The following is a 13,357-nucleotide window of genomic DNA, read 5'->3' as shown; positions in this document are numbered from 1 at the left end:
CAAGCGGCCCGTCGGATGCCGCGCTCGCCCGCTTCGGTGTCGCGGGTGTGGCCGAGCCGTGCGCGCAACTGGCGGCGCCGCACGGCCGGCTGCTGGGCCCCAAATCGATCCGGGACGGCGTGACGGTCGCGCTCGCCGGCCCGCTCTGAACCCTTTGTTTCGCTTTCTTTCGACAGGACCAATCCGATGAAAACCGACGCCGAATCCCATCAACGGATGACCGAACGCCGCCGTGCCGGCCATGAGAAGAAGCAGGCCGCCGCCGTCAACGAAAAGGGCCTGCTGATCGTCAATACCGGCAATGGCAAGGGCAAGAGCACGGCCGCGTTCGGCATGGCCGTGCGCGTGCTCGGCCACGGCATGCGGCTCGGCGTCGTGCAGTTCATCAAGGGCGCGCTGCACACGTCCGAGCGCGACTTCCTCGGCGCGGTGGCCGAATGCGATTTCGTGACGATGGGCGACGGCTATACGTGGAACACGCAGAACCGCGACGCCGACATCGCGACCGCGCGCAAGGGCTGGGACGAGGCGCGCCGGATGATCGAGAGCGGCGACTACCGGATGGTGATCCTCGACGAACTGAACACGGTGCTGAAGTACGAATACCTGCCGCTCGACGAAGTGCTCGCGACGCTGGCCGCGCGCCCTGATTCGGTACACGTCGTCGTGACCGGGCGACACGCGCCCGATGCGCTGATCGACGCGGCCGACCTCGTCACCGAAATGCGGCTCGTCAAGCATCCGTACAAGGAACAAGGCGTGAAGGCGCAGCGCGGCGTGGAGTTCTGAGCGTGCCGGCCTGCCCCGCGCTGTTCGTCAGCGCGCCCGCGTCGGGTCAGGGCAAGACGTCGGTGACGGCCGGTCTCGCGCGGCTGCACCGCCGGCTCGGCCGGCGCGTGCGCGTGTTCAAGACCGGGCCCGACTTTCTCGATCCGATGCTGCTCGAACGTGCGAGCGGCGCGCCCGTGCATGCGCTCGACCTCGGGATGGTCGGCGAGGCCGGCTGCCGCGCGCTGCTGGCCGACGCCGCGCGCGAGGCCGACCTGATCCTGATCGAGGGCGTGATGGGGCTGTTCGACGGTACGCCGAGCAGCGCCGACCTCGCGGCCGCGTTCGGCGTGCCGGTCGTCGCGGTGATTTCCGCGAAATCGATGGCGCAGACGTTCGCGGCGATCGCGTTCGGACTCGCGCGGTTCCGGCCGGGGCTGCCGTTTCACGGTGTACTGGCGAATCGCGTCGGCTCGGCCCGGCACGCGGAACTGCTGCAACAGGCGCTGCCCGACGACCTGCGCTGGCTCGGGCACGTGACGGCCGATGCGGGCATCGCGCTGCCGGAGCGGCATCTCGGCCTGCACCAGCCGAACGACATCGACGATCTCGATGCGCGGCTTGATCGCGCGGCCGATGCGCTTGCGCAAACGGCACTTGCCGAGTTGCCGCCGGCTGTTGCGTTCGCGGAACCGGATGCCACGGCACCGCTGCCGCGTGGACTCGCCGGCAAACGGATCGCGGTGGCGCGCGATGTGGCTTTTTCGTTCATCTATCCGGCGAATCTTGCGCTGCTTGAGGGGCTCGGGGCGCAGTTGCGGTTTTTCTCGCCACTCGCCGACGAATCCGTGCCGGGCGATTGTGACGCGCTGTTCCTGCCGGGCGGTTATCCGGAGTTGCATGCAACGACGCTCGCGGCCAATTCCACTACCGCGCGGTCGATTCGCGCGCACGCGGCGGCCGGCCGGCCGATCGTCGCGGAATGCGGGGGGATGGTGTATCTGTGCGAATCGCTGACCGACGCCGACGGCTTGACGACGCCGATGCTGGGCGTGCTGCCAGGCCATGCGACGATGCAGCGCCGGTTCGTGGCGCTCGGGATGCAGCAGCTCGAAACGCGCAGCGGGATGATGCGCGGCCATACGTTCCATTATTCGCGGCTCGCGACGCCGCTCGAACCGGTCGCGAGCGCCGCGCGTCCCGATGGCGCATCTGGCAGCGGCGAAGCCGTCTATTGCCACGACGCGATCGTCGCGACCTACATGCACATGTACTGGCCGTCGAATCCGGATGCGGTCGTGGCGTTGTTCAGCGGGGAAGGAAGCGTTCTAGGCTGACCGATGCGGTGCTCGGATCGGGATCGCACAAGACATACAGGAATTGCTCGCCCCATCACAATGATCACGTGCCCGCTTTGTGCGACTACAGATGTTGTTCGATGTCCATTCGTTGGTGCAGGACCCGAATCACATCGATCGTGTATTCCGTTTCGCGATAGAACACGACGTGGGAGCCCACTGCGTACCGGAAATATCCATCGCGAACCATGCAAGTCCGACCGGCCTTCTCACCACGCGCCAGTGCTTCCATTGTTCCGATCAGATCGCGGTGGTAAAGGTCAGCTTGCTTGAGCGACCAATGCACGGCGGTATAGCGCCAAATTTCTTCGAGATCGAGTTCAGCCAGCGGTGCAAGCTGAAGCTGCCTGCCTTTAACCGCCATGCGTCGCCCGCATGCGGGCCAGGAAGGCTTCGCTGTCGAATGGCTTGGGCGCTCCCGATGCCTCACCGGCCTTCAGCGCTTCCTGCAACGCACGTACCTGCGTTTCGTGTGACTCGAGAAGCCGCAAACCGGCTCGGACGACGTCGCTCGCGGAACCGTATCGTCCCGACTGAACTTGAGCGTCGACGAATTCGGCAAAGTGGTCGCCCAGGGAAACGGATGTGTTTCGCGACATGAGTCACCTCCTTTTCAATGCGGCCATCATATACCAAAGTTTGGTACTCCAGGCACTCAGCCGCTGCGGCGACCTTGCCGATGTCCAGCCTCGCGCCGTATGTGTCGTTTCCCCGATCACACCAGGAACGTCTCCGCGAGCTTCACCCAGTACGACGCGCCGGTGGGCAACGCCGCATCGTTGAAGTCGTAGCCGGGGTTGTGCACCATGCAGCCGCCCTCCCCGTCGCCGTTGCCGATGATCAGGTAGCAGCCCGGCCGCTTCTCGAGCAGGAACGCGAAATCCTCGCTGCCGGTGAGCGGCACCATCCCGTCGATCAGGTTCGCGTCGCCCGCCCACTCGCGGGCAACGTTGCGCGCGAATGCGGTCATTTCCGCATCGTTGACGAGCACCGGGTAGCGGCGCTGGTAGTCGATCGTCGCGGTCGCGCCGAACACGGCCGCCTGCGCATGCACGACTTCCTTGATGCGCGTCTCGAGCAGGTCGCGCACTTCCGGCTTCAGCGCGCGCACCGACAGGCGCATCTGCGCGCGATCGGGAATCACGTTCGGCGCCTCGCCCGCGTGGATCGCGCCGACCGTGACGATCGCCATGTCGAGCGGCGACACATTGCGCGACACGATCGTCTGCAGCGCGATGACGATCTGCGCGCAGACGACCACCGAGTCGACGGCCTTGTGCGGCACCGCGCCGTGGCCGCCACGGCCCTGCACGTCGACGATCACCGTATCCGACGACGCCATGAACGGCCCCGGCAGGAAACCGAACTTGCCCGTCGGGAAGCCGGGCATGTTGTGCATCGCGAAGATCGCGTCGCACGGGAACTGCTCGAACAGCCCTTCGTCGAGCATCTTCTTCGCGCCGCCGAGCCCTTCCTCCGCCGGCTGGAAAATCAGGTTCAGCGTGCCCGAGAAGCAGCGCTCGCGCGCGAGATGCTTCGCGGCCGCGAGCAGCATCGCCGTGTGGCCGTCGTGGCCGCACGCGTGCATCTTGCCGGCGATCTTGCTCTCGTACGGCAGGCCCGTCGACTCGTGGATCGGCAGCGCGTCCATGTCGGCGCGCAGGCCGAGGCGCTGCGTGCCGTTGCCGACCTTCAACTGCCCGACGACACCCGTCCCGCCGAGCCCGCGATGCACCGTGTAGCCCCACGACTGCAGTTGCGCCGCGACGAGGTCGCTCGTCGCGAATTCCTCGAAGCCGAGCTCGGGGTGGGCATGGATGCGGTGCCGGATCTCGATCATTTCGTCGGCGAGGCCTGCGGGAATCACGCTGTGCGTCACGGTGTCGTCTCCTGTCCTGTGGGGAATATGCAGGCAAGGATAGTCAGTTAGATGGCAACCCGGAAGACCGAGAGTCGTCGTGGTAGCAACCGATGGTTGCCATGGGGGAATGCGATGCACGACGAGCGCAAGCCCGGCCATCCGGACGACTGCCGCACGGGATCCGAGCGCGCGAAACTGTGCGCCACCCACCCATTTCCTGCGCATGAGCGCCCGATGACTATCGCCAGGCATCCTGAAATAGCCCATACACATCAAAGGCTTGTAAATTCTTGTTCACTTTTTGACGGTCGTACATTTTTTGTGTACGCTGACAGAAAAGTGAACATGCGATTCCCTTCGATGCCCGCGAACCCTTCCCTCTCCCTGCCGGAACAGCACGTGCTCGACGAAGCCTGCGCCGCGTTCGAACGCGCGACCCGGCGCTTTCGCGCGCGGCCCGTGCGCGTGCCGGCCGCCTACAAGGCGCACGCCGACGCCATGATCCGCTTCGACGTTGCGGGGCAGGTCTTCGAGATGCCGGTCGCGGTGCGCCTGCACGTCGAATCGCTGGCGGGCACGCTCGCGGCATTGCGCCGCGGCGGCGGCAACGCGGTGCCCGGCGAGCGCCCGCTGATGCTGGTCGCGCCGCATCTGTCGGCCGAACTGGCCGCCGGCCTGACCGACCAGGGCATCCCGTTTCTCGATACCGCCGGCAACGCATGCCTGATTCAGCCGGAGGCGACCGTGATGATCGCGGGCCGGCCGAAGCCCGCACGGGCACCGCGCCGGCAGTCGTCGCGCGCGACGACGCCGAAGGGGCTGGCCGTGATGTTCGCGCTCGCGACGCAGCCCGGCCTCGTCGCGCAACCGTATCGGGCGATCGCGGCCGCGTCGGATGTCGCGCTCGGCACGGTCAATCTGGCGATGGACGATCTGATCGCGCGCGGCCTCGTCGGGCAGCGCCGCAACGGCGAGCGCCTGCTTCCCGACTGGCCTCGCTTCGTGCAGGAATGGGTCGCGCTGTACCCGAGCCGCTTGCGCGCGAAGCTGCCGAGCCGCCGGTTTGCCAGCCTCGCGCCCGACTGGTGGCGCGGCTTCGATTTCGCGGCATTCGATGCACGGCTCGGCGGCGAGCCGGCGGCCGACCTGCTGACGCACGACCTGAAGCCGGCCACGATCACCGTCTATACGCACGGCACCGCGTCGAACCGGCTGCTGCTCCAGGGCCGCCTGCGTCCGGACGAGCGCGGCGAGGTCGAACTCGTCGAAGCGTTCTGGCCGCCGTCTGCCGCGCTCGACTGGCGCGAGCAGGAAGGACCGGTCGTGCCGCCGCTGTTGATCTACGCGGATCTCGTCTCGTCCGGCGACAGCCGCAATCTCGCCATCGCGGATCGCATCCATGACCGATACCTTGCCCACCCGCCCGCTTGAAGTCGACGCACGCCGGCCGCTGGAGCCTGCGGCGGTCGCGCTGCTGCAGGCCGTCAGCTCGGCCTGCGCACGCCTCGACGCGGCATTCGTGGTGGCCGGCGCTACCGCGCGCGACATCCTGATGTGGCACGTGCACGGCATCCGGCCGGTGCGTGCAACGCGCGACGTCGACGTTGCCGTGTGCGCGGTGAGCTGGCCATTTCACGCGCAACTCGTCGACGCACTCGTCGCCACCGGGCAATTCGCGCGCGCATCGAAACAGCAGCAGAAACTGCTGTTCGACAGCGGCGCGCACGGTTTTCGCACGGAGCTGGACCTCGTGCCGTTCGGGCCGCTCGAAACGCCGCCGGGCGAGATTGCGTGGCCGCCCGGCGGCGAATTCGTGCTGAACGTACTCGGCTTCCAGGAAGCGGTGGACACCGCACAGCCGGTGTCGATCGACGCGCATACCGTGGTGCCGGTGGCCAGCCTGCCGGCGCTGACGCTGCTGAAGCTGCTCGCGTGGAAGGACCGGCGTGCGCGCCAGAACAGCGACGCGTACGACCTGCTGTTCCTGCTGCGGAATTTCCACGACGCCGGCAATCGCGAACGTATCTGGGATGATGCGCCGGACCTGCTCGAGACCCATGCGTTCCAGCCGGGGCTCGCCGCGGCCGCGCTGCTCGCGCGCGACGCGCAGCAAATTGCTTCGCCGCCAACGCGCGACGCGATCCGCGCGCTGTTGTCGGACGCAGCGACCTATGCCGCGCTCGGTCAGGATCTGCTGGCACGCGCGTTCGCACTGTTGCCCGGTGAATTCAGCGACGACGTCGACCGGTATCTCGATGCGTTCCGCACCGGCTTTCTCGTCGATCAACCCGCGCCACGCACGTGACACGTCGCTGCGGAACAGCAGCGTGCGCGTACGGATACGAAGCTGCGCTCAGGCCGCCCAGTCTTCGAGCGCCAACCCGGCAACACGGGCGAACTCGCGGCTGTTGTGCGTGACGAGCACCGCACCGGCCGCGATCGCATGCCCGGCGATCGACGCGTCGTTCGCGCCGATCGGCGTGCCGCGCGCGGCAAGATCGGCACGAATCGCTGCCGTTGCATCGACGGCCGCGGTATCCCACGACAGCACGCCATCCAGCCGCGAAACAAAGGCCGTCACGAGTTCCGCATGCTTCGGTGACGTCTTCCTGCCAACCGCGCCGAACCGCATTTCGGCGTACGTAATCGCCGAGACGACGATCCGGTGTTGCGCATTGACGCACGATTGCAGCCGCGACAGCACCACGGGAGGCCGCTCGCGCATGATGAACGAGCAGAGGTTCGTATCGAGCATGTAGCGCGTGGTCACTGGCCGGACTCCGTCGGCGCGGCGCCACCACCGGACAGGTCGAAGCGGCCGGACTCGATGACGGCCGGACGTTCGGCGAGCAAGTCGGCGTCGGCCAGCGGTTCGCTCGCGAACGAGAGCCACGTGGGCCGCACCGGCCGCAGCAACAGTGTGTCGCCCTCGCGACGGATCTCGAGTTCCGTCACCCCCTCGAACTCCATGTCCTTCGGGATGCGGATCGCCTGGTTACGGGCGTTCTTGAAAATGGAAACGGTGCGCATGAGCCACTCCATGGGAGTACGATGCACCCACTGTAGGCATATGCCGGCATATGTCAATTTGAGGGCACGCAAACCGGATGTCGCGCCCCATGCTGTCGCGGATGTATTTGCCATGTCGCGGACCTGTCGTCGATGAGGAGAGCGATCCATTCTTCACGACGCAGGCCGCGCGGTCCATATCCCGAACAGCCGATGCCGGCGGGCCACGGCGCCGCGCGCAACGTCGCGCCGCACCGCGCACCCGCGCCGTCACGGCAACCGGAAAGTGTCGAAGAATGTATCGCGCTCGATCACGGTGAGCGCCGCGCGCTTGTGCGGGAAATCGAATTCCTTCAGCGTGTAGAACCCGAGCCGGTGCATGTACGCGATGTGCCGCACGTGATCGACGCGCGGCTCGCCGACGAGCCGCTGCGTGCGCGGTTCGTCGACGAACATGTAGTGCAGCACCCCGCTCCACCATGCATGCAGCTTGCCGGCGCTCTGGAAGCGCGAGTCGCCGATCAGCAGGTGCAGCCCGCGGTCGTAGTCGTGCGCCTCGTAGAACGGCGCGAGACGGTCCTCCTTCGCCCAGTAGAACTCGAAATAGCCGAACGGCGTGTCGTCGAAATAGCCGATCATCGGGTGCATGTGCGGATCGGCGAGCCGCTCCGCGAGATACGCCGCGTGCTCGTCGCGCGTGCCGCGCTGGTCCCAGAAATGCGCGACGCGATCGAGGTTCATCCAGTCGCTGAACAATTGCGCATGTTCGTCGATGTCGACGGTGCGCAGGCTGAACGTCATCCCGACCTGCGGCATGTCGCGCGCATAGATCTCGCCGGCCGGCGACGGCGGCCGCACCGGGTGCCGGTGGCCGTTCGTGATCGTGTAACGCAGCGGCATCCCGCCCGACGCAGGCGCCTTCAGCCACGGCCGCGGGTTCTGCCAGAACGTCGCGCGCGACACGGTGAGCCGCAGCGTGTCGCCGGCAACCTGCGCGCCGTCGATCACGCCCTCGCGCACCGCGCGCGCGACGTACGACGCAACGGCCGCCGCATCGGCGCCGCCGAGCGGCACCGTGACCGTCGCCGCGTCGTAACGCGTGTCGGTGTTGAACAGCGCGACGAACGCCGCGAGCAATCCGTCCGGCGCATCGTCGGGCCGCCACGCGTCGAGCGTGTGCTCGGCGACTGCCCTCGCCGGCCCGTGTGCGGCGCCGTCGAGCGCGGCGGCCACGTCCCCTTCGACGGCGTCAGCCGTGCCGGCCGGTTTCGTCAGCGTGTCTTCCATCACAGTGCTCCCGCGTCGTGGCGGTCGGCGAGGACGTGCAGCCCCCGCTCGAGCGCCGGAAACAGGCTGCGCTGGAAGTTGTTCCAGCGCAGTTCGAGAATCGTGTCGTCCGGCGCGATCGACGTGTCGAGCACGTCGCAGATCACCTCGCCGGAATCGATGCCGTTGTCGACGTAGTGGAACGACGCGCCCGTCATCATCACGGGTTCGACGGTCGACGTCGCGCCGCTCGCCCAGTCGACCCGTTCGCCGCGCGCGCCGTGCAGCGCGTCGAGCGTCGCCCACGCGCCGCGCCGCTGGTACGGCGAACCGTCGGCGGTGATGCCCGGATGAATGTTGGCGATGCGCCGGTGAAAGCGCGCGCCGGGCCGCACGAGTTCGTCGAGGATCACGAGCAGCCCGTCGAGCACGACGACGTCGGCTTCGAGTTCGAGCAGGCGTTCGAGCAGGCGGCGCTCGAACGCCTGCTTGGCCGCAGCGCGCTCGCGCGCGTCGCGCGGCAGCCGCCGGTGCGTCGACGGAATCGAGCAGAACAGTTCGTCGACCGGCCGGCCCTGCACCGCCAACCCTTCCGGCAGGATCCACGGGCGGCCCGGCGTGCGGACGAAGCCGTAGTCGGCGACTTTCGCGCGGTCGGCCGGCGACCCGTCGTCGTCGTCGACGATCACGCCCTTCAGCGTGTAGCGCTCGCCGAGCGGCGAGTCGTTCAGGCGTTCGACGAGAAATTCGAGCGGCGCCTTCATGTAGCGCGTACCGCCCTGATAGGCGACCGGCTGCCCGGCACGATCGGCCGCGCCGTTGCGCAGCGACTGGATGTAGACGAGATTTTTCTTCGGCATGGATGCGTCGTGGAAAAGCGGACGAAGGCGCCGCGGCCGGCCCGCGCCAGCCATGAAGGCCGGCCGGCGGGCCGCGGCGCGCATCGTCACCAGTTGTACTTCGCGGTCGCGATCACCGTGCGGTCGGTACCGAAAATGCAGACGTTCATCGACTGGCAACCGCTGATGTAATGGCGGTTGAAGAGGTTCGTCCCGTTCACGGCGAAGCGCCAGTTACGCGTGTCGTAGTGCAGGCCCGCGTCGAACAGCGTGACGCTCGATACCGTCAGCGAGTTGTCGGCCGCACCGGCCGATGCGCTCTGGTAGCGAATGCCGCCGCCGAGGCCGAAGCCCTCGAGCGGCCCCGTGTGCCACGTCCAGTCGGTCCACAGCGACGCGATCTGGCGCGGACGCGGCACATCGACTGGCCAGTTGTTCAGCGACACGTCGTTGGCCTTCACGTTCTTCACGTCCTGATACACGTACGACGCGATCACCGACAGGTTGCGCGTGACCTTGCCGGTCGCGCTCAGCTCGATCCCGCGCGAACGCACTTCTCCGGTCTGCACCGACTTCGTGATATCGGTCGGCGCCGGCGTGAGCACGTTGGTCTGGTTGATCTGGTAGATCGCCGCGTTCAGCATCAGGTTCTTGCCGGGCGGCTGCCAGCGCAGGCCGGCCTCGATCTGCTTGCCGCGCGTCGGCTGCGACAGCCCGCCGCCGAGCATGCTCACGCCGATCAACGGATTGAACGATGTCGCGTAGCTGATGTACGGCGACAGCCCGTAATCGCCCTGATACGTCAGACCCACGCGGCCGGTGAACGCCGTGACGTCGGCCTTCGACTGCGTGCCGCTGGCGCGGTCGTCCATCCGCATGTTGACCCAGTCCTCGCGGCCGCCAAGCGTCAGCGTCCAGCGGTTCCACTTGATCTGGTCCTGCGCGTACAGGCCGAACGTGTTCATCGTCGTGTACGTGTTGGTACGGGACGTCGCGTCGGGATCCGCGAACGCGCCCATCGTGACCGGCAGGTAGACCGGGTTGTACAGGTTCAGCGGCGGCGCCGCGGCCAGCCATTCGCTGTCGGTCGCCGTCTGCCGGTTGTACTGGAAACCGAGCAGCAGCGTGTGCTCGAGCGGGCCGGTGCCGAAGCGCGCCTGCGCGTTGTTGTCGATGTCGAAACGGCTGTAGTTCATCTGGAACAGGCCGGCCCAGCGCGACACGTCGGTCGTGCTGCCGTCGACGAAGCCGTTCCCGAACACCGACGCGTTGTCGAGCGACAGGTGCATCCAGCGCACGTTCTGGCGCAGCGTCCACATCGAGTTCAGATGGTGCTCGAACTGATAGCCGAGCGACCACTGCTTCTTGCGGTAATAGTTGAAGTTCCCGTCGCCTTCGTAGATATCCTTATTGATCTGCCCGTTCGGGTTCGGCAGCACCGTGCCCTGCGCGGGCAGGAAGTTCGACGAGATGTCGCCCCAGTCCTGCAGGTAGGTCGCGGAAACCGTCAGCGACGTATCCGCGTTCGGGCGCCAGCGGAACGACGGCGCGAGCGCAATGCGCTGGTCGTTGTTCGGGCCGGTCACCGCGTTGCCGTCGCGCGCGACGCCGACGAACCGATACGCGTACTTGCCGTCCGGGTCGAGCTTGTCGCCGACGTCGATCATGAACTGCTTGCGCGCATAGTTGCCGATCTGCACACCGGCCTCGCGCACGCGCTCGCCGTCGGCGAGCTTGGTCTGCACGTCGATGATCGCGCCGGGATCGCCCGCGCCGTACAGCACCGAGGTCGGCCCGCGCAGCACGCTGATGCTGTCGATCATGTACGGATCGACGCGCCAGCTCGCCAGGTTCAGCGTGTTCGGCACCTGCAGCCCGTTCACATACGCGGTCGGCGTGAAGCCGCGCAGCGCCGCATACCAGTCCGAACGGTTGTCCGAGCCGTACGACGAGAAACCCGGCACGTAGCGCAGCGCCGCGTTCACGTCGGTCGCGCCCGTCATCTCGATCTGCTGCGCGGTGACGATGTTGATCGTCTGCGGAATCTCGTTGATCGGCGTATCGGTCTTGGTGCCGGTCCGGCTGCGCTTCGCGACGAGCCCGACCGTGCCGTCCCCTGCCGAGGCCGCGTTGACGTTGATCGTCGGCAGCGTGCCGGCCGCCGCACTGGCCGACCCACCGTTCTGCGCACTGCTGGCCGACGCCGCGGCGCCCGCGTTCACGGCCGGCGCCGTCTGGGCATACGCGTGCCCTGCCGCCGCCCCGAACGCCACGCTCGCCGCGGCTGCGATCGCACGCAAACGCGTGCCTGTTGCCCACTCCATCTTTCTCTGCTCCAGTTTTTTCATGCGGTCTCCGACCGCGCCTTTGTCAAAGAGCGAAAGCCATCCGGCTTGCGCTCACCCCGTTGTCCTGTCGTTTTTCATGCGGTGCCCGGGCCGCGCCTTCTTCATGGGCGGGTGCGGTTCCGTGTTCGAGCGATGCGCAGATTTCGTCCGCGCGGCGCGCCAGTACCGACAGCAGCGTGTCGGACAGGCCGTGGCTGTCTTCGCAGCAGCCTTGCAGGTAGATGCGCGGCGCGAAGTGCTCGGGTGTCGCGAGCAGGTAGTCGCGCGTGACGTCGCCGCGCACCAGCGCATCGCCCAGGTGCGGCGCGAGCCCTTCGAGCAGCGCGGAATGCGTGTCGCGGCGGTAGCCGGTTGCCAGCACGAGCGCGTCGAAGCGCTCGACGCGCGTCGCGCCGCTCATCCGGTCGCGCAGCGTCAGCTCGATGCGGCCGTCGGCGCCGCGCACCGCGGCTTCGATCGCGCTGTTCGCGAGCAGCGCATGACGCGGCGTCCCGTCGATGCGCTGCAGGTACAGCATTTCGTAGATCTGTTCGATCAGCGGCCGGTCGACCACCGCGTAGTTCGTGTCTCGATAGCGTTCGAGCAGCGCGCGGCGCGCGTCGTGCGGCTGCGCATAGACGACATCGGTGAACTCGGGGCTGAAGATCTCGTTGACGAACGGGCTGTCGTCCGCGGGTTTCAGTGCGCCGGCGCGCATCACGAGGCTGGCGTCGACATGCGGGAAGCGGCGCGCGAGATCGATGAACACCTCGGCTGCGCTCTGCCCCGCGCCGATCACCGCGACGCGGCGGCGCTCGCCGTCCGGCGATGCGACGAGCCGGTCGATGTCGGCCAGGTACGACGACGAGTGGATCACGCGGTCGCGGCCGAGCGCGGCGAACGCGTCCGGAATCGCCGGCGTGCCGCCGACGCCGACCGACAGCGCGCGCGTGACGCGCTGGCGCTCGTGGCCCGCGGCGTCGCGCGACAGCACCCGCAGCGCATCGATCTTCGCGCCATCGCCGCGCACGGGCTCGATCGCGAGGACGGTCTCGCTGTAATGGACGCGATCGTCGAACGCCTCGGCCACCCAGCTCAGGTAGTCGTGGAACTCGACGCGGGTCGGATAGAAGTTCTTCAGGTTGACGAATTCGTTCAGCCGGCCGCGTTCGAACAGGTAGTTGATGAACGTGTAGGGGCTTTTCGGATCGCGCATCGTGACGAGATCCTTCAGAAACGAGATCTGCATCCGGCAGTCGTCGAGCAGCATCCCGCGATGCCAGCCGAATTCAGGCTGGCGCTCGACGAAGCAATGGGCAAACGTCCGCGCGCCGCTGCGCTCCGCGAGGCGCACGGCCAGCGCCAGATTCGACGGCCCGAAGCCGACGCCGATCAGGTCGAATACGGTTTCTCTCTGCATGTCTCAGCTCCCTTGTCGGTGAATCCGGCGCGTCAGACGTGACGGCCGGAGAAGAACGTCTCGCGCAGCGCGCGCATCCACAGCGGCTGCGCGTCGGCCAGCGCGAGACGGCGCTGCCGCGCGAAGCCATGCCGCGCGAGATGGTCGGCAACCCGCGCGTGGCCGGCCGGAACGGCACAGCCGACCGCTTCGGTACGCGGGTCGTCGAGAAACAGGTAATGGACGACGGACGGCAGCCAGCCGGCCACGCAATGCGGGCCGCGCCAGCGCGATTCGCCGACCAGCATCCGCAGGCCGCGGTCGTAGTCGCGCGCCGCGACGTGCGGCGCGAGCGCGTCTTCCTTCAGCCAGTACGCTTCGAAATACGCGAACGGTTCGCCGTCGAAGCAGCCGACGAGCGGAATCACGTGCGGATCGGTGCCGGGCGCGGTGCCTGGCGCGCCGTCCGTGCCGGATGGCGCGGGTTGCATGGGTTGCGCGCCCGGCCAGCCATCGCGCACGCGCGGGTA

Annotated in this window: 15 protein-coding genes; 5 read left to right on the top strand and 10 right to left on the bottom strand. The window is 67.6% G+C overall.

Annotated features, from left to right (window positions below; genetic code table 11):
- The 3 genes from G3N61_RS34575 to G3N61_RS34565 form a co-directional block, all read left to right on the top strand.
- On the top strand, positions 1-149 hold a 149-nt coding region (locus G3N61_RS34575), incomplete at its 5' end, for a cobalamin biosynthesis protein (RefSeq protein ID WP_205824604.1).
- Between the two features lie 37 nt (positions 150-186).
- On the top strand, positions 187-789 hold the full coding sequence (cobO, locus tag G3N61_RS34570; RefSeq protein WP_021160089.1) for a cob(I)yrinic acid a,c-diamide adenosyltransferase: 603 nt from the start codon (positions 187-189) through the stop codon (positions 787-789).
- Positions 790-791: 2 nt separating this feature from the next.
- Complete coding sequence (locus tag G3N61_RS34565; RefSeq protein ID WP_205824603.1) at positions 792-2,105, top strand: cobyrinate a,c-diamide synthase; 1,314 nt, start codon at positions 792-794, stop codon at positions 2,103-2,105.
- A gap of 85 nt (positions 2,106-2,190) precedes the next feature.
- Here the strand turns inward: G3N61_RS34565 and G3N61_RS34560 are convergent, their stop codons facing one another.
- The 3 genes from G3N61_RS34560 to G3N61_RS34550 form a co-directional block, all read right to left on the bottom strand.
- Positions 2,191-2,490 carry a type II toxin-antitoxin system RelE/ParE family toxin gene (locus G3N61_RS34560; RefSeq protein WP_089450454.1) on the bottom strand — a complete coding sequence of 100 codons (300 nt, stop codon included), beginning with the start codon at positions 2,488-2,490 and terminating at the stop codon, positions 2,191-2,193.
- Positions 2,480-2,725 (bottom strand): type II toxin-antitoxin system ParD family antitoxin, encoded by a 246-nt coding sequence (locus G3N61_RS34555; protein WP_069247936.1) that lies wholly within the window; start codon positions 2,723-2,725, stop codon positions 2,480-2,482. The genes G3N61_RS34560 and G3N61_RS34555 overlap by 11 nt, the downstream gene beginning before the upstream one ends.
- A gap of 116 nt (positions 2,726-2,841) precedes the next feature.
- Positions 2,842-4,005, bottom strand: coding sequence for a M20 aminoacylase family protein (locus tag G3N61_RS34550; protein ID WP_205824602.1), 1,164 nt, complete (start codon positions 4,003-4,005; stop codon positions 2,842-2,844).
- A 342-nt stretch (positions 4,006-4,347) separates the two neighbouring features.
- Here G3N61_RS34550 and G3N61_RS34545 point away from each other — a divergent pair, with 342 nt between their 5' ends.
- Together G3N61_RS34545 and G3N61_RS34540 are read left to right on the top strand one after the other, a co-directional pair.
- A complete protein-coding gene (locus G3N61_RS34545) occupies positions 4,348-5,418 on the top strand; it encodes a type IV toxin-antitoxin system AbiEi family antitoxin (protein WP_043182801.1) in 1,071 nt (356 codons plus the stop codon).
- On the top strand, positions 5,387-6,292 hold the full coding sequence (locus G3N61_RS34540; RefSeq protein WP_205824601.1) for a nucleotidyl transferase AbiEii/AbiGii toxin family protein: 906 nt from the start codon (positions 5,387-5,389) through the stop codon (positions 6,290-6,292). Before G3N61_RS34545 ends, G3N61_RS34540 begins: the two co-directional genes overlap by 32 nt.
- A gap of 48 nt (positions 6,293-6,340) precedes the next feature.
- On the opposite strand, the gene G3N61_RS34535 is transcribed toward G3N61_RS34540, so the two are convergent.
- The 7 genes from G3N61_RS34535 to G3N61_RS34505 form a co-directional block, all read right to left on the bottom strand.
- Positions 6,341-6,757, bottom strand: coding sequence for a PIN domain-containing protein (locus G3N61_RS34535; protein ID WP_205824600.1), 417 nt, complete (start codon positions 6,755-6,757; stop codon positions 6,341-6,343).
- Entirely contained in the window at positions 6,754-7,017 is a 264-nt protein-coding gene (vapB, locus tag G3N61_RS34530; RefSeq protein ID WP_205824599.1) for a type II toxin-antitoxin system VapB family antitoxin, read from the bottom strand. The genes G3N61_RS34535 and vapB overlap by 4 nt, the downstream gene beginning before the upstream one ends.
- A 249-nt stretch (positions 7,018-7,266) precedes the next feature.
- On the bottom strand, positions 7,267-8,283 hold the full coding sequence (locus G3N61_RS34525) for a GNAT family N-acetyltransferase (protein WP_043182798.1): 1,017 nt from the start codon (positions 8,281-8,283) through the stop codon (positions 7,267-7,269).
- The gene (locus G3N61_RS34520; protein ID WP_205824598.1) at positions 8,283-9,122 is read right to left on the bottom strand and encodes a formyltransferase family protein; all 840 of its coding nucleotides are present in this window, start codon (positions 9,120-9,122) and stop codon (positions 8,283-8,285) included. The genes G3N61_RS34525 and G3N61_RS34520 overlap by 1 nt, the downstream gene beginning before the upstream one ends.
- An 86-nt stretch (positions 9,123-9,208) precedes the next feature.
- Positions 9,209-11,449 carry a TonB-dependent siderophore receptor gene (locus G3N61_RS34515; protein WP_205824597.1) on the bottom strand — a complete coding sequence of 747 codons (2,241 nt, stop codon included), beginning with the start codon at positions 11,447-11,449 and terminating at the stop codon, positions 9,209-9,211.
- A 22-nt stretch (positions 11,450-11,471) separates the two neighbouring features.
- Positions 11,472-12,848: a lysine N(6)-hydroxylase/L-ornithine N(5)-oxygenase family protein gene (locus G3N61_RS34510; protein WP_205824596.1), complete on the bottom strand. Its 1,377-nt coding sequence runs from the start codon at positions 12,846-12,848 to the stop codon at positions 11,472-11,474.
- 32 nt (positions 12,849-12,880) lie between these two features.
- Positions 12,881-13,357 (bottom strand): GNAT family N-acetyltransferase (locus G3N61_RS34505; protein WP_205824595.1); only part of this gene is annotated, 477 nt, incomplete at its 5' end.

The sequence above is a fragment of the Burkholderia sp. Ac-20349 genome (assembly GCF_017104865.1).
Lineage (GTDB): Bacteria > Pseudomonadota > Gammaproteobacteria > Burkholderiales > Burkholderiaceae > Burkholderia > Burkholderia aenigmatica.
This window is presented reverse-complemented; position numbering and strand designations above follow the sequence as displayed.

Bases quoted from the DNA above. Each gene is read 5' to 3' on its own strand.
- cobO (WP_021160089.1), top strand. From the start codon at position 187: ATGAAAACCGACGCCGAATCCCATCAACGGATGACCGAACGCCGCCGT.
- G3N61_RS34560 (WP_089450454.1), bottom strand. From the start codon at position 2,490: ATGGCGGTTAAAGGCAGGCAGCTTCAGCTTGCACCGCTGGCTGAACTC.
- G3N61_RS34555 (WP_069247936.1), bottom strand. From the start codon at position 2,725: ATGTCGCGAAACACATCCGTTTCCCTGGGCGACCACTTTGCCGAATTC.
- G3N61_RS34545 (WP_043182801.1), top strand. From the start codon at position 4,348: ATGCCCGCGAACCCTTCCCTCTCCCTGCCGGAACAGCACGTGCTCGAC.
- G3N61_RS34540 (WP_205824601.1), top strand. From the start codon at position 5,387: ATGACCGATACCTTGCCCACCCGCCCGCTTGAAGTCGACGCACGCCGG.
- vapB (WP_205824599.1), bottom strand. From the start codon at position 7,017: ATGCGCACCGTTTCCATTTTCAAGAACGCCCGTAACCAGGCGATCCGC.
- G3N61_RS34525 (WP_043182798.1), bottom strand. From the start codon at position 8,283: ATGGAAGACACGCTGACGAAACCGGCCGGCACGGCTGACGCCGTCGAA.
- G3N61_RS34520 (WP_205824598.1), bottom strand. From the start codon at position 9,122: ATGCCGAAGAAAAATCTCGTCTACATCCAGTCGCTGCGCAACGGCGCG.
- G3N61_RS34515 (WP_205824597.1), bottom strand. From the start codon at position 11,449: ATGAAAAAACTGGAGCAGAGAAAGATGGAGTGGGCAACAGGCACGCGT.
- G3N61_RS34510 (WP_205824596.1), bottom strand. From the start codon at position 12,848: ATGCAGAGAGAAACCGTATTCGACCTGATCGGCGTCGGCTTCGGGCCG.